Origin of the sequence: Methylobacterium currus (assembly GCF_003058325.1) — a bacterium.
GTDB classification, from domain to species: domain Bacteria; phylum Pseudomonadota; class Alphaproteobacteria; order Rhizobiales; family Beijerinckiaceae; genus Methylobacterium; species Methylobacterium currus.
The window spans coordinates 3044239-3062050 of record NZ_CP028843.1; the positions used below are offsets into that span (position 1 = coordinate 3044239).

Below are 17812 nucleotides of genomic sequence, written 5' to 3' on the forward strand. Positions count from 1 at the left end.
CGCTCGCGTCAGGCGGTCACCACCCGCACCGGCGCGCCCCGGCGCCAGGCCGCGATCGCCTCGACGGTGTCCTCATAGAACATCCGGAACGTGCTTTGCGTCACGTAGCCGAGATGCGGCGTCAGCACCGCGTTCGGCAGGCGGCGCAGCGGATGGTCGGCGGGCAGGGGTTCGCGGTCGAACACGTCGAGCCCGGCCCGGATGCGGCCTTCGCGCAAGGCCGCCACCAGGGCTGCCTCGTCGACGAGCGGGCCGCGGGAGGTGTTGATCAGGATCGCGCCCTGACGCATCCGGGCGATCTCGGCCTCTCCGACGATGCCGCGGGTCGAGGGCGCCAGCACCATGTGCAGGCTGACGATGTCGCTCTCCGCGAACAAGGCCTCGCGCGTGACGAGGGCCACGCCGCCGGCCTCGGCCCGCTCCGGCGTCAGGTTGGGGCTCCAGGCCGTCACCCGTAGGCCGAGCGCCTTGGCCACAGCCGCCACCCGGGCCCCGATGCGGCCGAGGCCGAGAAGCCCGAGGCTGCGCCCCTTCAGGCCCTCGCCGAGCGTCTCCTGCCAGCGCCCGTTCGACATGGTGGCGAATTCCCGCGGCAGGTTGCGGGCGCAGGCCAGCATCAGCGCGACGGTCAGTTCGGCGGTGGCGATGCCGCCCTCGCCGTTGCGGGTGTTGCAGACGGTGATGCCGCGGGCGTGGAGCGCCGCGCTGTCGACGGACGGGTTGCGCCCGCCGGTGAACACCACGAGCCTCAAGGCCGGCAGGGCCGCGATCAACTCGGCGTCCAGCGGCATGCGCTCGCGCATCAGGCAGAGTACGGCGTAGGGCGCGAGCCGCGCGGCGGCCTCCGCCCGCGGCACCGGCTCGGACAAGAAATCCACCGTGACCTCGGGGCCGAGGCTGCTCCAATCGGCCAGCCCGGCGGCCACGCCCTGGTAGTCGTCGAGCACCGCGACCCGGATGCCGTCATCGTGTGTCATCACGCGATTTCCTCCCTGAATCCCTCCATATCCGGCACCGGACGGGCGTTCCAGCCGGGGCGTCCGTGCTATGCTCGCCGCAGCACCCTGACGCGCCGCGCCCCCCTTGCGCCCCCGCGGGCTCGCGCCCGATAGAGCCGGGCGCCCTTGCGGATCCGCACGGACGAGGGGGCGCCGGCCGTGCTTGGCACGGAAAGGGACGGATCGCCGTGCTTCGCACGGACGAGGAATGATTCCCGTGCTTCGCACGGACAAGGGGGCGACGGCCGTGCTAAGCGGCCGGACGATCGAGGCCGGAGGTCGGAGTGGTTCGAACGATGCGGGAGCGCCGAGGATGACGCGCACCAGGGCCGTCGCCGCCCTGTGGCTGGCGATCGGAGCGCTGCTGGTCGGGGCGGGCGCCGCCTGCGCCGACGTGACGGTCGGGGTCGCGGTGCCGCGCACCGGCGCGATCGCGGGCATCGGCGAGCAGGTGCTCCAGGGCGTGCAGGCCGCCGTCCGGGACGCCAATGCCCGCGGCGGCATCGCCGGCGAGCCGATCGTGCTCGACGTGCAGGACGATGCCTGCGACCCGGGCCAGGCGATGGCGGTGGCCGAGCGCTTCGTGCGCGCCGGCGTCCGGCTGGTGATCGGGCACGTCTGCTCCAGCGCCTCGCTCGCCGCCTCCGACGTCTACGCGGCGGCCGGCGCGGTGATGATCAGCCCGGCCTCCAACGCCGCGCGCCTGACCGATCGCGGCCTGCCGACCATCTTCCGGGTCTCCGGCCGCGAGGACGACCAGGGCCGGCTCTCGGCTACGATCCTGGCGGAGCGTTTTCGCGACAAGAAGATCGCGATCCTCTACGACGACACGCCGCTGTCGCGGAACCTCGCCGAATCGACCAAGGCCAACCTGAACAAGATCGGCCAGAACGAGACCCTGTTCGCCGCGATCGTCCCGGGCCAGACCGACGACGTGGCGCTGATCAAGCGCCTGCAAGGGGCGGGGATCGAGGTGGTCTATTACGGCGGCCACTACCAGGAGATGGGCAAGCTGGTGCGCAAGGCGGCGGATGCCGGCTATCGCCCGCAATGGTTCGGCACGTCCGGCATCGCCACCAAGGAATTCGGGGCGCTGGCCGGCGCGGCGAGCGACGGCGTGCTGATGACCTTCAACCCGGACCTGCGCCGCAAGCCGGAGGCCGCCGCCGCCGTGAAGGCGCTCCAGGCCGACGGGATCGACCCCGCCGGCTTCACCCTCTACGGCTATGCCGCGCTTCAGGCCCTCGCCGAGGCCGGCAACTTCGCCAAGTCCACCGACCCGAAGGCCATCGCCGAGACCCTGCATGCGGAGCGCTTCACCCTGGTGCTCGGCAATGTCGGCTTCGACCAGAAGGGCGACGTGACGGCGCCCGGCTACGTGCTCTACGTCTGGCGCGACGGGGTCTTCACCTACGCCAACTGAGAGTCGCGCGAATCAAGACCGGCGCGAACCGAGGTCGAGGGGGATCGTCCCCTCCGCGACCGTGAGGGTGCGCCCGCCGATCCAGTCGGCGCCGTCGTAGTCGACGAAGATCCGGCCGCTTCGGCCGAGCCGCGTGCCTTGCGCGGCGACATAGGGCCCGGTGGCGCGGCCGGTCTCCCGCAGCCAGCCGGCGACGGCGGCGTTGAAGCTGCCGGTCACCGGATCCTCGACGAGGGCGCCGGCGCCGTCGCTGAACAGGGTGCGGATCTCCCAGGCCACCTCCGCACCCGGCGGGTGGGCCCCGACGAGGCCGATATCGATCCGGCCTTCGTGGTGGCGCATCGGCTCGACCGCCAGCACCTCCTCGGCGGAAGCCAGCATCACCCCGACCCAGCCCGGGCCGTTATCGGCCCAGCGCGCCTCGACGATCCTCTCGGGGTCGATCCGCAGCACCGTCGCGACCTCCCGCAGGGTGGCCTCGTCCACCGCGCCCGCGCGCAGGAGCGGCGGCGCGGCGAAGGCGAGGCGGTCGGCGTCCTGCCGGATCGGCACGAGGCCGGCGCCGCATTCCTGCACCATGCGCCCTGGGTGACGCGGCGAGCCGCCGAGGGCCGCCCAGGCGTGGCAGGCACCGAGGGTCGGGTGGCCGGCGAAGGGCAGCTCATGGGCGAGAGTGAAGATGCGCGCCCGGTAATCGGCACGGGAATCGGTCGGCGGCAGCAGGAACACCGTCTCCGACAGGTTGAACCAGCGCGTCATCGCCTGCATCGTCGCCGAGTTGGGCTCGGCCCCGCTCACCACCGCGAGCGGGTTGCCGGTGAAGGCGCCGTCGTGGAACACGTCGACCAGGGTGAAGCGGGCGGTCATGGTTCGGTCTCCGGGCGGCGGAGGATGCCGCTCCATTCCGTGTTTGCCCGATTCGCCCGCCGCCTCCACCGGCACCCTGATCTGACCGATCTCACGTCCAGTACAGCACCCGCGCCGCCGGCAGCCGCTCCGACAGGTCGCGCGTGAGGCCCTGCCGCATCTCCCGCATCAGCTCGGCCGGAAACACGTACTTCACCGAGCCGAACTTGGTGAGTTTGCGGCTGCGCTCGTCCTCCCGCATCGGCAGGTCGGAGCCCGGATACCAGCCCGCCAGCACCTCCTTCGAGCCGGGGGTGAAGCGGTGGGTGATGAGCTCCGCGGTGACGTCGAGGTCCCGGACGCCGTCGAGTTCCGCGGCGGCGCGCGCGAACAGGTCGGCATAGGCCGCGCGCCAATCCGGAACGGGTAGAATCGGCGCGACCGTGAGCCCCACGGGATAGCCGGCGCGGGCGACCGCGCCCATCGCGGCGAGGCGGTCGCGCAGGGGGGCAGTGCCGCCCTCGTAGCGGGCGGCCGAAGCGGCGTTGACCGAGAAGCGCAGCCGGGTGCGGCGCCGATGCTCCAGGCCGAGCAGCGGCTCCACCGCCGCGAACTTCGTGGTGGCACGCAAGCTCACCGGCGCGTTCCAGGCGCCGAAATGCCGGATCGCCGCGGAGAGGGAGCCGGTCAGGTGCTCGATGCCGAGGGGATCGGTGTAGCAGGAGGCCTCGAAGGTTGTGCCCTCATGCGCGCGCTCCGCATTCGCCGAGGTGACGCCGCCCTGGCCGGCGTAAGCGGCGAGGTTGTCAAGGATCTCGGGCAGGTTGGCGTAGACCCGGGTCACCGGGGGCCCCGAGAGCGAGCCGGCGAGGTAGCAATACTGGCAATGGGCCGGGCAGCCCTCGGCGAGGTCGACGCGCCAATCGGCGCTCGGCGGGATCGGCTGCAGCTTCAGCTTGGTCGGCGGGGCGACCACCACCGCGAGGGTGTTCTTGGCCTCGATATAGGCCCGGCGCGGGTCCGGATGGCGCAGGCCGGTGAGGCGGTTGCCGGGCAGCGCCTCGACGGTGAGCCCGAGGGCTTCGGCGCGGGCCATGATCGCCCGTCCATGGGCGTGCTCCCGCGCCGCCGCAGTGACGACGACCCGGCGTGGGCGCCAGAGGCGGGCCATGCGGGCGGGAGCGGGATCGTGGAATGTCATGCCCCGCGAACGCGCGGGGCTCTTCTCCGGATCCCGATCGCTAACGCCGCCGCGGCACGGGCGTGACGGCCGAAGGTTAATGCCGCGCTTGGGGCCGCACCGTGTAGGTGCCGCCGCGGATCCGCTCGGGAAAGCCTTCCGCGTAGCGCGCGGTGGCTTCCTCGCCGTAGGTCTGGACCAGCTCCTGGAAGGCCGCGAACAGGGCGGCCTGGGCCATGCAGTCGCCGTCGATCCCGTCCAGGCAACCTTCCGCGAAGGCCTCCGAGACGTAGCTCAGGGCGGCGCGCTTCGCGTCCTGATCGGAATCGAGCGCGGGGTCGTGGGTTTCGAATTCGGTCATCGACAGCCTTGAGATCGGGTCTCTGGTGAGAACGGCGGTCTCGGATCCGCAGCGGCCTCGTGTGATGACGTGACTCATAGGCTCTCGCCCGGCGGCGGGCCAGCAAGGAATTGCGAAGAGGTTAACAGCGCCACGAGAATGCCTCCCTCTTCGACACGGGCGCCACAGCTGTGGCGATCCCGCAACAGGGAGGCGGTCAGCCGCCGAAACGCCCGGCCAGGGCGACCGACAGGCGCTCGCCCTCCGCGATGAAGCGGGTGGCGGCCTCGACTGCCGAGGGCGTGCAGACCCGGTAGGTGACGGCGTAGCCGCCATAGCCGCGGTTATAGGCCCCGGCCAGGCGGTCGCGCCGGCCCGGGCTGGTGCCCTCGGCATCGAGCAGGGATTTCATCCGGGCGGGCCATTCCGGCGCGTCGGGGTTGCCGCATAATTCGCGCAGGAAGCTCAGCGCGCCGATGATCTCCGACAGGCGCAGGAGGTCGCGGTCATAGGGCGCCGGTGCGTCGGCCGGCGGGGGAGGGGCGGGAGCCTCCTTCTCGGGCGCCTTGGGAGCGGCGGGCTTCGGCCGGGTCTGGGCGAGTGCGGGCATCGCCGCGGCCAGGCAGGCGGCCAGGATGACGGCGCGCTTCATGCCCCGTCTCCCACCGCCGCGAGGGCCTGGGCGATCACCCCGTGCAAGCCCTGGGTGGTCGGCAGGTCGCGCGCCTCCGCCGGCGTCACCCAGCGCAAGTCGAGGGCTTCCGGCCCGGTCGTCGGCTCGCCGTGGCGCCAGCGGGCGGCGTGGGGGTGGATCACGAAATGGTGCAGCACCGCGCCGTCGGCGTCGCGCTCGATCACCTCGAGGGGGTCCAGGCCCGCGACCACCTCGGCCACCACCCCGACCTCCTCGAGCAGCTCGCGCAAGGCCGCCTCGGCCAGGCTCTCGCCCACCTCCACCTGTCCGCCCGGCAGGGTGTAGATCCCGCGCATCGGCGCCTGGCCGCGGGCGGCGAGCAGGACCCGTCCGTCGCGCACCACCGCCGCGGAGGCGGCGAGGAAGGGGCGAAGGGGGTAGCGGCGGCGCCAGGCCGGGTCCTCGGCATCCGCATTCAAGGCTGCGCATCCCCATCCTGCACCGTGGCGAGCCGTCCATCGGCCAAGGCCACCACGACCTGCCGGCCGAGCACCGCGAGGCCGGCCCCGACCGGCGCCGGCAGGCTCGCGCGGGCGCGCTCGGTCAGGTCCTTCAGCGACACATAGGCGAGGGCGGCGCGGTCGCGGGACGCCACCACCAGCTCGCTCCCGAGGACGGCACCGGGGGCCGCGAACCCCTTGCCGTCAGCCCCCTTGCCGTCGCCACCCTTGCCGCCCTGCGCCAGCCGTGTGGGCTTGCCGCCCGCGAGGCTCCAGTGTTCGAGCCGGCCCTCCGCGCCGCGCACCAGCACGGCGCCGGGCGTCGGGCCCGGGAGGTCGGCCGCGAGGGCGAGGGGACCCGGCTCGGACGGGGTCTCGGCCCGGACCCGCCAGGTGCCGTCCTGGCGCCCGATGAGCGAGAGCCCGGTGCCCTCCGGGTGCTCGCCGAGCGCCAGCAGGTGGAGCGCCCCGTCGATCTCGACCGGCCGCAGGGTATCGGCGGAGAACACCGCACCGCTCCCCGGCGGCACCGTCGCGGTCACCACCGGCACGGGCTTCGGGTCGGCGCTCATCGTCACCGTCTGGCGCTCGCGCAATGTCACGCCCGCGGCGCCCGGGCGCCCGTCCGGCCCGCGGCTCGGGCCCGACAGGTAGGCGCTGACCGGCCCCGCCAGCACCCGGCGCGTGCCCGGCAGAGCGCCTTTCGGCGTCTCGCCGACGGTCAGGCCCTCGATCGCGTCGAGGGGAAGGGACACGACCGCGATCCGGTTGCCCGACAGCGTCAGGACGGCCGCGCCGCCCTCGCCCCACACGACCGCGACCGGGCCGGCCTTGCGCGGCAGCTGCGGCAGCCCGGCGGTCGTGACGGCCAGCGCCGCCTCGCTGCCCGCATCGCGCAGCTGCGTCACCCGGAACGGCAGGTCGAGGAGCGTGACCCGGGGCTCGGCAGCGGCGTGCGCCGCGGAGAGCAGGGCGGCAAGGCCGCCGCAGGCGAGCGCGACGGCGAATGCCCGCCGCTCAGACATGCTGGCCGCCGTTGATGTGCAATTCGGCGCCGTTCACGTAGGACGAGGCCTCGGTGCACAGGAAGTAGATCGCCTTGGCGACCTCGTCGGGCGTGCCGAGGCGGCGCTGCGGGATCTGCGCCACGAGCTTGTCGGTGCCCGGCGACAGGATCGAGGTGTCGATCTCGCCGGGCGAGATCGCGTTCACCCGCACGCCCAGGGGGCCGAAATCGGAGGCCATCTCGCGGGTCAGGCCGGCGAGCGCCGCCTTCGAGGTGGCGTAGGCCGCCCCCGCGAAGGGATGGACGCGCGATCCGGCGATCGACGTCACGTTGACGATCGAGCCGCGCGCCCGGGTCAGCTCCTCGCACAGGCCCCGGGCGAGCAGGATCGGGGCGAAGAAGTTGACCTGGAAGACCCGCTGCCAGTCGGAGAACGGGGTGTCGATCGCGCCGAGCCGCGCACCCCCGGCGCCTTTCGGCGAGATGCCGGCGTTGTTGACCAGGGCATGCAGCAGCCCGCCCTCGGCTTCGAGCCGCCCGGCCACCTCCTTGACGGCGCGGATCGTGTCGTCCGGGTCGGCGAGGTCGACCTGGAGGTGGTCCTCCGGCCCCATCTCCCACGGGCAATTCTCCGGGAAGGAGTGGCGCGAGCAGGTGATGACGCGCCAGCCCGCCGCCGAGAAGCGCTTGACGGTGGCGTGGCCGATGCCCCGGCTCGCGCCGGTGAGCAGCATCACGCGGCGGCGTTCGTTCGACGGTTGGGCCACGGCCGTTCCTCGGGATGTCCGGTGCGGGGCGCCGGCGGCTGGCGCGCGGCGCGGAGAGCCCCAGGGTAGGGCCCGGCGCCCCGGAAATCCAGGGCTCGCCGCGCCGCAGCAAAGCTCCGGCGCGTCACCGATCAGGGATAGAGCCGGGTCCCCTGCCAGCCTCCGTCCCGGCGCGTGAAGCGGACCCGGTCGTGCAGGCGATAGGCGCCGTCCTGCCAGAACTCCATCGTCACCGGGGCGATGCGGTAGCCGGTCCAGTGGGGCGGGCGCGGCACGGTCTCGCCGGGAAAGCGCGCGCCCACCTCCTCGACGGCCCGCATCAGGGTCTCGCGGCTGTCGAGGGGCTGCGACTGGCGGCTCGCCCAGGCGCCGAGGCGGCTGTCGCGGGCGCGGGTGGCGAAATAGGCGTCGGCCTCGGCGTCCTCGACCTTCGTCACGGTGCCGCGGGCCCTCACCTGGCGGCGCAGGCTCTTCCAGTGCAGCACGAGGGCGGCGCGCGGATTGTCCGAGAGTTCCAGCCCCTTCATCGACAAGGTGTTGGTGTAGAACACGAATCCGCGCTCGTCGGCGTCCTTCAGGAGCACGATGCGCACGTCCGGCAGCCCGTCGGCGCCGCTCGTGGCGAGCGCCATGGCGTTCGGATCCTCGGGTTCCGAGGCCTGCGCGTCGGCAAACCACTGCCGGAACAGGCCCCAGGGATCCGGGTTCTGGGTGAAATCATCTTTCGTTAACCCGTCCACGGCATCGTCCTTACCCAAGTGGCTTCAGTGCCAATGTGACAACCGGAACCGGGGGCGGGCCGGCGTCGCATCCTCATGCGTCGCGGCGGGCCGTCCGGTCGTGAGAACAGGTGTAATGCGTCGCGGTGCATGTAAAGTCGGTTCGGTGACGCTCGGGCTCGTCGTCGCGGCGAGCGCCCTGGGCAGCGTCCTGGCGAGCGGCGGCTGCAGCCAGCCGCTCATCATGTTCACGCCGCAGGTGGACGTGGCGCCGCCGGAGCCGGAGAGCACCGGCAGCATCGAGCCCGCGGCGCCGAAGAACTTCGGTTCGGACCTGTCCGGCGAGGATTGGCGCCGCGCCAAGGCGGCGCTCTCCGTGGCGCTCGATCCCCAGGGCAACGGCCAGCCGGTGAAATGGGACAACCCGGATTCGGGCATGCGCGGCATGGTCAACCCGACCGGGCTGCCCTTCGTGAAGAACGACGAGATCTGCCGCGGCTTCCTGGCCTCGGTGATCGGGCCTTCGGGCAACCGCTTCGTGCGCGGCACCGGCTGCCGGCCCTCCGGGGGGGCCTGGGAGCTGAAGAGCCTGAAGACGACGACGAAGCCGGGCTGAGCCGGGCGGCGCCAGGAGTTGGCGGCACCCGTGAAGCGGTGCCGAGAGAAATGGCGCTCCTGCGGGAACTGACGTAACCTGACCTCTCCTGCGCCGCCTGCGTTGCAATCCAGCAACACGGTCGCCAGATAAGGCTCATCGTTTTCACGCAGCGGCTTCGCTCAGGCGGTCATGCCCCGGGCTGGCGCCGCTCGAATCGCCATCGGATCGCCATGCGCAACCCATACGACGTACTCGGCGTGAGCCGCTCGGCCGACGAGGCGGACATCAAGAAGGCTTTCCGCAAGCTCGCCAAGGCCTACCACCCCGATCGCAACAAGAACGACGCCAAGGCGCAGGACCGCTTCGCCGAGGTCAACCAGGCTTACGAGATCCTGGGCGACGCCAAGAAGCGCGAGCAGTTCGACCGCGGCGCCATCGACGGCGAGGGCAAGCCCCGCTTCACCGGCTTCGAGGGGTTCGGCGGAGGCGGCGCCGGCCGCGGCGGCGGGGCTGGATTCGACTTCGAGTCGATGGCCCGGGCCCGCGGTGGTGCGGGCGGCGGAGGGGCCGGCGGCTTTGGCGAGGACATCTTCTCGCACCTGTTCGGCGAGGCGTTCCGCACCGCCGGCGGCGCCGGCCGCGCCGCGCCCCAGAAGGGCGAGGACGTCGCGGCCGAGCTGACCGTCACCCTTGATCAGGTCGCAGGTGAGGCGAAGCTGCGCCTCAACCTGCCGAGCGGCCGCGAGGTCGACGTGGTGGTGCCCAAGGGTGTGGTCGACGGGCAGGTGATCCGCCTGCGCGGCCTCGGCTATCCGGGCGCCCACGGCGCCGAGCCGGGCGACGCGCTGCTGACCATCCGCTTCGGCGCCGATCCGCGCTTCCAGGTCGAAGGCTCGGACCTGCGCACCACCGCCGAGGTTCCGCTCGAGGACGCGGTGCTGGGCGGGCCGATCCGGATCCAGACCCTGACCGGCGCGGTCGAGATGAAGATCCCGGCCATGACCAGCTCGGGCCGGGTGTTCCGCCTGCGCGGGAAGGGCCTGCCGAAGAAGGACGGCACCCGCGGCGACCTGCTGGCCACGATCGCCGTGACCCTGCCGGCCAGCGCCGACGAGGCCCTGACCGAGTTCGCCCGCAAGCGCCGGGCCGCAACGGCGACGAGCTGAACCTGAGGGCGTCCGCGGCTTTACCGGAGCCGGCGCACTTCCGTCGCCCGCGGGCGTCGGTTAAGGAAACCGCTGGGGAGCCATGCACGGCCGGGTCCAGCTGGCCGCCGTCGGCCTCCCGTGGCGGCTGTTCTTTGGGTGACTCATGGCTGACTCGAACCGGGCACAGGTACAGGAAGACGGGCAGGCCGGCTCCCTCAAGACCGGGCTTCTCGCCGGCAAGCGCGGCCTCGTGCTCGGCGTCGCCAACAACCGCTCGATCGCCTGGGGCATCGCCCGCAGCGCGCGCCAACATGGCGCTGAGCTGGCCTTCACCTATCAGGGCGAGGCCTTGCGGAAGCGCGTCGAGCCCCTCGCCCGCGAGCTCGACGCGGCGGTCGTCGGCCATTGCGACGTGACCGACCCGGCCTCGATCGATGCGGCCTTCGAGGCCACCGGCCGCCACTTCCCGGACGGGATCGACTTCGTCGTCCACTGCATCGCCTTCTCGGACAAGGACGAGCTGACCGGCCGCTACATCGAGACCAGCGAGGCGAATTTCTCGAAGTCGCTGCTGATCTCCTGCTACTCGTTCACGGCGATCGCCCAGCGCGCCGAGAAGCTGATGCGCAACGGCGGCTCCCTGCTCACGCTGACCTATTACGGCGCCGAGAAGTGGATGCCGCACTACAACGTGATGGGCGTCGCCAAGGCGGCGCTCGAAGCGTCGGTACGCTACCTCGCGGCCGATCTCGGGCCGCAGAAGATCCGCGTCAACGCGATCTCGGCCGGCCCGATCAAGACGCTCGCCGCCTCGGGCATCGGCGATTTCCGCTACATCCTGAAGTGGAACGAGTACAACGCTCCCCTGCGGCGCACGGTGACCATCGACGAGGTCGGCGAGACCGCCGCCTATCTGATCTCCGACATGTCCCGCGGCATGACCGGCGAGATCCTGCACGTCGATGCCGGCTACCACGTCGTCGGCATGAAGAATCCCGAGGCGCCGGACCTCAGCCTCGACAAGGATTGAGTGCACCTCGCAAAACTCCCGCTCCGCCGACGTCGCCAGGGCGAGCAGCGGCGGTAACGGGAGTTTTGCGAGAGACACTGGGATTCGGGGCTGGACCGGCGGGCCGTCCGGCCCAATGTGGACCTCGCGTCGTCATGCGGAGCCCACCATGTCCACCCAGAAGATCGCCATGCTCACCGCCGGTGGCCTCGCCCCCTGCCTGTCGGCGGCGGTCGGCGGGCTGATCGCCCGCTACACCGACCTCGCGCCCGAGGCCGAGATCATCGGCTATCGCAGCGGCTACAAGGGCCTGCTGCTGGGCGACCACCTCCCCGTCACCCCGGAGGTGCGGGCTCAAGCCGAGGTGCTCCTGCGCCACGGCGGCTCCCCGCTCGGCAACAGCCGGATCAAGCTCACCAACGTCAAGGATTGCGTGAAGCGCGGCCTCGTCAAGGAGGGGCAGGACCCGCTGAAGGTGGCGGCCGAGCGGCTCGCCCACGATCGGATCACGATCCTGCACACGATCGGCGGCGACGACACCAACACCACGGCGGCCGATCTCGCGGCCTATCTGGAGGCGAACGGCTACCACCTGACGGTGGTCGGCCTGCCGAAGACCATCGACAACGACGTGGTGCCGATCCGCCAGACGCTGGGCGCCTGGACGGCGGCGGAGCAGGGCGCGATCTTCGCCGAGAACATCGTCAACGAGCAGAGCGCCAACCCGCGCATGCTGATCGTCCACGAGATCATGGGCCGCAAATGCGGCTGGCTCACCGCCGCGACGGCCCGGGCCTACCGCGAGCGCCTGGACCGCACCGCCTTCCTGCCGGAATTCGGGTGTGAGCGGGCGCACAAGGAGGTGGACGCGGTCTACCTGCCGGAGATGCCCCTCGACATCGAGCGGGAGGCCGCGCGGCTCAAAGAGCGGCTCGACGCCAAGGATTGCGTCACGGTGTTCTTGAGCGAGGGCGCCGGCCTCGACGAGATCGTGGCGGAGATCGAGGGCCGCGGCGAGGTGCTGGGCCGCGATCCGTTCGGCCACGTCAAGATCGACACCATCAATGTCGGCAAGTGGTTCGCCGATCGCTTCGCGCCGATGATCGGGGCGGAGAAGACCCTGGTCGTGAAGTCGGGCCATTTCTGCCGCTCGGCGGCGCCGAACCCGGCCGACCTGCGGCTGATCCAGGGCATGGTCGACCTCGCGGTCGAGTGCGGCCTGAAGGGCGTCTCCGGCGTCATCGGCCACGACGAGGACCAGGGCGGCCGCCTGCGGGCGATCGAGTTCCCGCGCATCCGCGGCGGAAAGGCCTTCGATCCGGCCGCGCCATGGTTCGCCGCGCTGCTGGACCAGATCGGGCAGGGCCGGCCGTAGCGCGCCGGGGTAAGAGGAGCCGGCGCCATCCTCCGGGGCCGGCATCCTATAACTCTAGGTCAGAATCACGACCCCGTCGCGTCGAGGGCCGGAGTCGCGCGGCCGTCCTCCGCGACCGGATTCCGGCGGAGGAAGGGCAGGACGTTTCCGCCGGTCTCGAAAGGCTCCGCCTCGGCCCGAACCCGCGGGTGCTCCGTTGTGAACGACATCCAGCGGACCACCTTGCCGTCACCGTGGCGCGCCAGATGCCGCTCGACCCGCCTCCGCGCCCAGCGGGGCACGCTATCGCCGAACTTCATGGGGCTTCCCTCCCTGCTCGTCCGCCACGCGACAGATGTCGCCTTGTGAACGAAACAGGGCCGCTCACCTCCTGTCATCACCCGTTTGGGTGAGGAACCGTCAACCTCAGGTTTTCAGCACGATACAGGCGCCGCCGATCCCGCGGATGCGGCCGCACAGGGCCTCGGCGCTGGCGCGGGTCTCGGACGGGACGCGGATGCGGTAGAAGGCCCGCGTGCCGCGGTGGCGCAGCCGCGTGCCGATGATCATCGGGCGCACGTCGCCGAGGATCGCCGCGTAGCGGTCGCGGGCCCGGCCGAAGCTCGCCAGGGCGATCGACTTCGAGAAATTGCCGGCGAGCTGGACACCCCAGGGCGCGAGCGCCGCCGCGGTCTCGGCGAAGAAGGTCTCGGTGCGCCCGCGGATGCGCAAGGCCGCCGTGACCTGCAGGCAGCGGGTGTCCTCGGGCTCGGAAAGGTCGCTCTTCGGCTCGGCCTTGGCGGCGGCGGCCCAGTCCTCGGCGCTGCGCCCGGTGATCGCCGCGACATAGGCGCGGGTCTCGGCCGGCAGGCCGCCGGTGCCGGCGAGCCAGGCGGAGACGCGGCCGGGCCCGCCATTATAGGCCGCCGCCGCGAGGCCGAGATTGCCGAAGCGCCCACGCAGGTCGATCAGGAACCGCGCCGCCGCCGGGATCGCCTGTTCGGGATCGAACGGATCGGCGAGGCCGCGCTCCTGCGCCGTGCCGGGCATGAACTGCGCCACGCCCTGCGCGCCGGCCCGGCTGACGACGCTGGGTCGGAAGCTGCTCTCGCGCCAGATCAGCCGGGTCAGGAAGGCGACCGGCAACCCCTTGGACTTGGCCGCGCCCTCGATCAGCCGGCACAGGGCCTGCTCTACCGTCTCCTCCCTGCTCTCGGCGGCGGAGGCGGCCGGCGCGGGCGCCGCGGGGGCGGCATAGGCCCTGGCCGCTAGCGCCGGGACGGCGAGGGTCAGGACGAGGAGGAGAAGGACGAGGCGGGTCACGCCTGCACCTTTACCGGATTTCCTGACCAATTCGGCAAGGGGCGATCGTCGCGGAGGTGTTTCGGGTGCCCATGGCAGGGACTCTCGCGGAGAAGGGACTTTTGCGGAGAAGGGACTCTTGCGGGAAAGGGCTCCTGCGGTGACTCGTGTCGCTGAGGCCCTGGCGCCGGGGGCGGGTCCGCGCCATCTAGCGGGCGATGTCCTCGCCGCTCCTGTTCGACTCCGCCCTGATCCGCAAGCGCCTCGCCCGCGCCCGCCGCGCCGGCTTCGCCGACTTCCTGGTCGCGCGGGCGGTCGACGATCTGTCGGACCGTCTCGGCGCGGTGCTGCGGGAATTTCCCCAGGCCCTCGACCTCGCCACCCCGGTGCCGGCGGCGGCGACCTGGCTGCGGCTCAGCGGCCGGGCCGGCGCCGTCACGCGTCTCGCCCCCGTTCCCGAGCCGGGCAGCCCCGGCCTTGCGATCGCGGCCGGCGACCCCGAGGCGCTGCCCTTCGCGGATCGGAGCTTCGACCTCGCGGTGTCGCTGCTCGCGCTCCAGCACGCCAACGACCTGCCGGGCGCACTGGTCCAGGTCCGCCGGGCGCTGAAGCCGGACGGGTTGTTCGTCGGCTGCCTGCTCGGCGGCCGCACGCTGACGGAGCTGCGCCAGGTCCTCGCCCAGGCCGAGAGCGAGGTCGAGGGGGGCTTGAGCCCGCGGGTGGCGCCCTTCGCGGAGGTGCGCGACCTCGGCGGGCTCCTGCAGCGCGCCGGCTTCGCCCTGCCGGTGACCGATGTCGAGACCGTGACGGTGCGCTACGGCGATCCCTTCGTGCTGATGCGCGACCTGCGCGCCATGGGGCTCACCAACGCCCTGCGGGAGCGCCGCGGCCGCCTGCGCCGCGAGACCCTGATGCGGGCTGCCGCCCTCTACGCCGAGCGCTTCGCCGATCCGGACGGGCGCCTGCGCGCGACCTTCGAGCTGATCTGGCTCTCGGGCTGGGTGCCGCACGAGAGCCAGCAGAAGCCGCTGCGGCCGGGCAGTGCCCAGGCGCGGCTGGCCGACGCCCTCGGCACCGTCGAACGCAAGGAGCCGTCATGACGGACCACCCGATCACGATCACGCCGAACCCGCACCGTATCCGCGTGATGCTTGGCGGCACAATCGTCGCCGAGACCACCCGGGCGCTCACCCTGCGCGAGGGCAGCCTGGCCCCGGTGCAGTACATCCCGCGGGAGGATGCCGAGATGGACCTCTTCGCGCGCACCGAGCACCGCACGCATTGCCCGCACAAGGGCGATGCGAGCTACTACTCGCTCACGGCAGGCGGGGTCGAGCGGGCGAATGCGGTGTGGAGCTACGAGGCGCCGTTTCCCGCGGTGGCGGCGATCAAGGAGTACCTGGCATTCTACCCGAGCAAGGTCGACGCGATCGAGGAGTTCAGGGACTGAGCGTCACGGCCCCAGCAGGTCGACGATCGCCGGCAGCAGCGGCAGGTCCGCCGGGGGCATCGGGTAGCTCGCGAGGTCGCGCGGGCGCACCCATTTGAGCGCCTGCCCCTCCTGCGACTGCACGAACCCCTCCCAGCGCCGGCAGACATAGAGCGGCATCAGGAGGTGGAAGCTCTCATAGGCGTGGCTGGCGAAGCTGAGAGGCGCCAGGCAATCGGCCTTCACGGCGATACCGAGCTCTTCCGCGAGCTCGCGGATCAGCGTCTCCTCCGGCCGCTCGCCGGGTTCGATCTTGCCGCCCGGGAACTCCCACAGGCCGGCGAGCTGCTTGCCGGGCGGGCGCTGTGCCAGGAGCACGCGCCCGTCCGTGTCGACGAGGGCGACCGCCACCACGAGGAGGAGCTTGAGAGGATCTGCCATGCGGGGGCGGCTCGCCTGAAAGGGGGGAGGTCGCGCCCGTCAGGGCGCGATCGTGTACGTGACCTCGACGGCGGCCTCGACCGTGAGCGTGCCGGGCTCGACCGGCACGGCGAGGCCGCCGGGGGCGGCCTTGGCGGCGAAGGCGCGGGCGTGCACCGGCGCCGGCGCGCCCTCCCGCGGCGGCGAGACGATGCTCTCGAGGCGGCCGAGGCGGGTGCCCGCCGCCTCCGCCAGGGTCTCGGCCTGGCGACGGGCGTCCCGCACCGCGTCGGCCCGGACGGCATTCTCCGTCTGGCCGGGATCCGACAGCCCGAAGGCAACGCCGCCGATCCGGTTGGCCCCGCCGTCGAGCAGGCGGCGCATCAGGGCGCCGAGGCGCTTGAGATCGCGCACCCGCACCGAGACCGCGTTGGTGGCCTGGTAGCCGTCGGGAACGTCCCGCATCTGCCCGCCGGGATCGCGCACGGTCTTGCTGGCGGGACGCAGGGACACCGAGGCCGTGGCGAGGTCGGGACCCACGATGCCGAACTCGCCGGCGAGGTCCACCACCTTGCGGGTGGCGGCCGAGTTCTGGTCGAGGGAAGCGGCCGGATTCGGGCCGCGGCTCTCCACCGCGACCTCCACGGTGGCGAAGTCCGGCGCCACCTCCCGGCTCGCCCGGCCGACGACGCTGATCCGGCCGGGCGCCTCCTCGGCGAGGGCAGGCGCCGCCAGCACGAGCGCCAGAAGGATCGCGACCGCCCTCACGAGCGGTAATCCCCGTTGATCTCGACATAGGCCTTGGTGAGGTCGCAGGTCCAGACCCGGGCGGCGCCGGCCCCGAGACCCAGATCGACCCGGATCGTCACCTCGTCGCCGCGCATCGCCGCCGAGGCCGCCTCCTCGTCGTAGCCGGCATCGCGGGCGCCCTCGACGGCGACGCGCACGTCGCCAAACCAGATTGCCAGCCGGTCGCGGTCGGCGGGCTCGCCGGCCTTGCCGACCGCCATCACCACGCGGCCCCAATTGGCGTCCTCGCCCGCCACCGCGGTCTTCACCAGCGGCGAGTTGGCGATCGACATCGCGATCCGGTGGGCGGAGGCATCGTCGGTCGCGCCCCCGACCTCGACGGTGACGAACTTGCGCGCGCCCTCGCCGTCGCGGGCCACGAGCTGGGCCAGCTCGATCAGGAGGTCGTCGAGTCCTTGCGCGAACTCGGCCAGGGCCGGATCCTCCACGGACGCGACCGGGGCGTTGCCGGCCTTGGCGGTGGCGAACAGCATCAGGGTGTCGGAGGTCGAGGTGTCGCCGTCGACCGTGCAGCAATTGAAGCTCTTGGCGACGCCGCGAGTAAGCAGCGCCTGCAGCACCCCGGCCGGAAGGTCGGCATCGGTGAACACGAAGGACAACATCGTCGCCATGTCGGGGGCGATCATGCCGGCACCCTTGGCGATGCCGTTGATCGTCACCTCGGCCCCGCCGAGCCGCACCCGGCGGGTGGCGAGCTTCGGGAAGGTGTCGGTGGTCATGATGGCGCGGGCGGCTTCGGCCCAGCGCTCGGCGTCGGGGCCGGTGCGGCCGGCGCAGTCGGCCAGCACGCCGTCGAACTTGGTGGCGTCGAGCGGCTCGCCGATCACGCCGGTCGAGGCGATGAAGACCTCGCCGGGTGCGCAATCCGCCGCCTTGCCGGCGATCTCGGCGGTGAGGCGCACCGATTCGCGGCCCTTGAGACCCGTGAAGGCGTTGGCGTTGCCGGAATTGACCACCAGCGCCCGGGCCGATTGCCCGCCGCGCAGGGTCTCGCGGCACCAATCGACCGCCGCCGAAGGGCATTTCGAGCGGGTGAAGACGCCGGCGGCCCGGGTGCCGGGATCGAGCAGGACCAGCAGCACGTCGGTGCGGCCGCGGTAGCGGATGCCGGCCTGCGCGGTGGCGAGGCGCACGCCGGCGATCGGCGGCAGGGCGGGCTGGTGCTTGGGCGCGAGCGGCGAGACGGGGTGAGACATGCGGGGCTCCGGTCCGCCGACGCCTCGTCGTCCGCGTCGGCGCCGCGGTGTTGCCCCGTCAAGGCGCCCTGCGTCAACCGCGCCGGAGCCTCGACCGCAACACCGGTTGCATTGGCAGTTGTGCATGTTCGGG

At 72.3% G+C, this 17812-nt stretch carries 21 protein-coding genes; 7 read left to right on the top strand and 14 right to left on the bottom strand.

Annotation, left to right across the window (positions count from 1 at the left end):
* Positions 1-8: 8 nt before the first annotated feature.
* On the bottom strand, positions 9-977 hold the full coding sequence (locus DA075_RS14240; RefSeq protein WP_099953791.1) for a D-2-hydroxyacid dehydrogenase family protein: 969 nt from the start codon (positions 975-977) through the stop codon (positions 9-11).
* Positions 978-1311: 334 nt separating this feature from the next.
* Here DA075_RS14240 and DA075_RS14245 point away from each other — a divergent pair, with 334 nt between their 5' ends.
* The gene (locus DA075_RS14245; protein WP_099953792.1) at positions 1312-2421 is read left to right on the top strand and encodes a branched-chain amino acid ABC transporter substrate-binding protein; all 1110 of its coding nucleotides are present in this window, start codon (positions 1312-1314) and stop codon (positions 2419-2421) included.
* Positions 2422-2433: 12 nt separating this feature from the next.
* Here the strand turns inward: DA075_RS14245 and DA075_RS14250 are convergent, their stop codons facing one another.
* The 8 genes from DA075_RS14250 to pdxH form a co-directional block, all read right to left on the bottom strand.
* Complete coding sequence (locus tag DA075_RS14250) at positions 2434-3288, bottom strand: PhzF family phenazine biosynthesis protein (RefSeq protein ID WP_099953793.1); 855 nt, start codon at positions 3286-3288, stop codon at positions 2434-2436.
* Positions 3289-3379: 91 nt separating this feature from the next.
* Positions 3380-4468, bottom strand: coding sequence for an SPL family radical SAM protein (locus DA075_RS14255; protein WP_099953794.1), 1089 nt, complete (start codon positions 4466-4468; stop codon positions 3380-3382).
* 76 nt (positions 4469-4544) lie between these two features.
* Positions 4545-4808, bottom strand: a complete 264-nt coding sequence (locus DA075_RS14260) for a hypothetical protein (RefSeq protein ID WP_099953795.1) — start codon at positions 4806-4808, stop codon at positions 4545-4547.
* Between the two features lie 196 nt (positions 4809-5004).
* Entirely contained in the window at positions 5005-5439 is a 435-nt protein-coding gene (locus DA075_RS14265) for a TIGR02301 family protein (RefSeq protein ID WP_099953796.1), read from the bottom strand.
* Positions 5436-5900: an NUDIX hydrolase gene (locus tag DA075_RS14270; protein ID WP_099953797.1), complete on the bottom strand. Its 465-nt coding sequence runs from the start codon at positions 5898-5900 to the stop codon at positions 5436-5438. Before DA075_RS14270 ends, DA075_RS14265 begins: the two co-directional genes overlap by 4 nt.
* Positions 5897-6946 (bottom strand): hypothetical protein, encoded by a 1050-nt coding sequence (locus tag DA075_RS14275; protein ID WP_099953798.1) that lies wholly within the window; start codon positions 6944-6946, stop codon positions 5897-5899. Before DA075_RS14275 ends, DA075_RS14270 begins: the two co-directional genes overlap by 4 nt.
* On the bottom strand, positions 6939-7661 hold the full coding sequence (locus DA075_RS14280; protein WP_099956591.1) for an SDR family NAD(P)-dependent oxidoreductase: 723 nt from the start codon (positions 7659-7661) through the stop codon (positions 6939-6941). The genes DA075_RS14275 and DA075_RS14280 overlap by 8 nt, the downstream gene beginning before the upstream one ends.
* 164 nt (positions 7662-7825) lie before the next feature.
* Positions 7826-8434 (bottom strand): pyridoxamine 5'-phosphate oxidase, encoded by a 609-nt coding sequence (gene pdxH, locus DA075_RS14285; RefSeq protein ID WP_099953799.1) that lies wholly within the window; start codon positions 8432-8434, stop codon positions 7826-7828.
* A 145-nt stretch (positions 8435-8579) separates the two neighbouring features.
* Here pdxH and DA075_RS14290 point away from each other — a divergent pair, with 145 nt between their 5' ends.
* The 4 genes from DA075_RS14290 (at position 8580) to DA075_RS14305 (ending at position 12543) form a co-directional block, all read left to right on the top strand.
* A complete protein-coding gene (locus DA075_RS14290) occupies positions 8580-9029 on the top strand; it encodes an RT0821/Lpp0805 family surface protein (protein WP_414468130.1) in 450 nt (149 codons plus the stop codon).
* Positions 9030-9241: 212 nt separating this feature from the next.
* Positions 9242-10177, top strand: a complete 936-nt coding sequence (locus DA075_RS14295; RefSeq protein WP_099953801.1) for a DnaJ C-terminal domain-containing protein — start codon at positions 9242-9244, stop codon at positions 10175-10177.
* 145 nt (positions 10178-10322) lie between these two features.
* Entirely contained in the window at positions 10323-11189 is an 867-nt protein-coding gene (gene fabI, locus DA075_RS14300; RefSeq protein ID WP_099953802.1) for an enoyl-ACP reductase FabI, read from the top strand.
* 148 nt (positions 11190-11337) lie between these two features.
* On the top strand, positions 11338-12543 hold the full coding sequence (locus tag DA075_RS14305) for a pyrophosphate--fructose-6-phosphate 1-phosphotransferase (protein WP_099953803.1): 1206 nt from the start codon (positions 11338-11340) through the stop codon (positions 12541-12543).
* A 65-nt stretch (positions 12544-12608) separates the two neighbouring features.
* Here the strand turns inward: DA075_RS14305 and DA075_RS14310 are convergent, their stop codons facing one another.
* On the bottom strand, positions 12609-12842 hold the full coding sequence (locus DA075_RS14310; RefSeq protein WP_099953804.1) for a hypothetical protein: 234 nt from the start codon (positions 12840-12842) through the stop codon (positions 12609-12611).
* Between the two features lie 106 nt (positions 12843-12948).
* On the bottom strand, positions 12949-13845 hold the full coding sequence (locus DA075_RS14315; RefSeq protein ID WP_099953805.1) for a lytic transglycosylase domain-containing protein: 897 nt from the start codon (positions 13843-13845) through the stop codon (positions 12949-12951).
* Positions 13846-14042: 197 nt separating this feature from the next.
* On the opposite strand from DA075_RS14315, the gene DA075_RS14320 reads away from it, so the two are divergent.
* Both DA075_RS14320 and DA075_RS14325 read left to right on the top strand, forming a co-directional pair.
* Complete coding sequence (locus tag DA075_RS14320) at positions 14043-14924, top strand: methyltransferase domain-containing protein (protein ID WP_099953806.1); 882 nt, start codon at positions 14043-14045, stop codon at positions 14922-14924.
* Positions 14921-15274 carry a DUF427 domain-containing protein gene (locus DA075_RS14325; protein ID WP_099953807.1) on the top strand — a complete coding sequence of 118 codons (354 nt, stop codon included), beginning with the start codon at positions 14921-14923 and terminating at the stop codon, positions 15272-15274. Before DA075_RS14320 ends, DA075_RS14325 begins: the two co-directional genes overlap by 4 nt.
* Positions 15275-15277: 3 nt before the next feature.
* On the opposite strand, the gene DA075_RS14330 is transcribed toward DA075_RS14325, so the two are convergent.
* The 3 genes from DA075_RS14330 to argJ are packed head-to-tail and all read right to left on the bottom strand — an operon-like array spanning position 15278 to position 17679.
* Positions 15278-15694, bottom strand: coding sequence for a (deoxy)nucleoside triphosphate pyrophosphohydrolase (locus tag DA075_RS14330; RefSeq protein WP_099953808.1), 417 nt, complete (start codon positions 15692-15694; stop codon positions 15278-15280).
* Between the two features lie 39 nt (positions 15695-15733).
* A complete protein-coding gene (locus DA075_RS14335) occupies positions 15734-16441 on the bottom strand; it encodes an SIMPL domain-containing protein (protein WP_174800090.1) in 708 nt (235 codons plus the stop codon).
* Positions 16438-17679 (bottom strand): bifunctional glutamate N-acetyltransferase/amino-acid acetyltransferase ArgJ, encoded by a 1242-nt coding sequence (gene argJ, locus DA075_RS14340; RefSeq protein WP_099953809.1) that lies wholly within the window; start codon positions 17677-17679, stop codon positions 16438-16440. The genes DA075_RS14335 and argJ overlap by 4 nt, the downstream gene beginning before the upstream one ends.
* Positions 17680-17812: the final 133 nt, after the last annotated feature.

Coding starts and splice junctions, on each gene's coding strand:
- DA075_RS14240 (WP_099953791.1), bottom strand. CDS start 977: ATGACACACGATGACGGCATCCGGGTCGCGGTGCTCGACGACTACCAG.
- DA075_RS14245 (WP_099953792.1), top strand. CDS start 1,312: ATGACGCGCACCAGGGCCGTCGCCGCCCTGTGGCTGGCGATCGGAGCG.
- DA075_RS14250 (WP_099953793.1), bottom strand. CDS start 3,288: ATGACCGCCCGCTTCACCCTGGTCGACGTGTTCCACGACGGCGCCTTC.
- DA075_RS14255 (WP_099953794.1), bottom strand. CDS start 4,468: ATGACATTCCACGATCCCGCTCCCGCCCGCATGGCCCGCCTCTGGCGC.
- DA075_RS14260 (WP_099953795.1), bottom strand. CDS start 4,808: ATGACCGAATTCGAAACCCACGACCCCGCGCTCGATTCCGATCAGGAC.
- DA075_RS14265 (WP_099953796.1), bottom strand. CDS start 5,439: ATGAAGCGCGCCGTCATCCTGGCCGCCTGCCTGGCCGCGGCGATGCCC.
- DA075_RS14275 (WP_099953798.1), bottom strand. CDS start 6,946: ATGTCTGAGCGGCGGGCATTCGCCGTCGCGCTCGCCTGCGGCGGCCTT.
- DA075_RS14280 (WP_099956591.1), bottom strand. CDS start 7,661: ATGCTGCTCACCGGCGCGAGCCGGGGCATCGGCCACGCCACCGTCAAG.
- DA075_RS14295 (WP_099953801.1), top strand. CDS start 9,242: ATGCGCAACCCATACGACGTACTCGGCGTGAGCCGCTCGGCCGACGAG.
- fabI (WP_099953802.1), top strand. CDS start 10,323: ATGGCTGACTCGAACCGGGCACAGGTACAGGAAGACGGGCAGGCCGGC.
- DA075_RS14305 (WP_099953803.1), top strand. CDS start 11,338: ATGTCCACCCAGAAGATCGCCATGCTCACCGCCGGTGGCCTCGCCCCC.
- DA075_RS14310 (WP_099953804.1), bottom strand. CDS start 12,842: ATGAAGTTCGGCGATAGCGTGCCCCGCTGGGCGCGGAGGCGGGTCGAG.
- DA075_RS14320 (WP_099953806.1), top strand. CDS start 14,043: ATGTCCTCGCCGCTCCTGTTCGACTCCGCCCTGATCCGCAAGCGCCTC.
- DA075_RS14325 (WP_099953807.1), top strand. CDS start 14,921: ATGACGGACCACCCGATCACGATCACGCCGAACCCGCACCGTATCCGC.
- DA075_RS14330 (WP_099953808.1), bottom strand. CDS start 15,694: ATGGCAGATCCTCTCAAGCTCCTCCTCGTGGTGGCGGTCGCCCTCGTC.
- argJ (WP_099953809.1), bottom strand. CDS start 17,679: ATGTCTCACCCCGTCTCGCCGCTCGCGCCCAAGCACCAGCCCGCCCTG.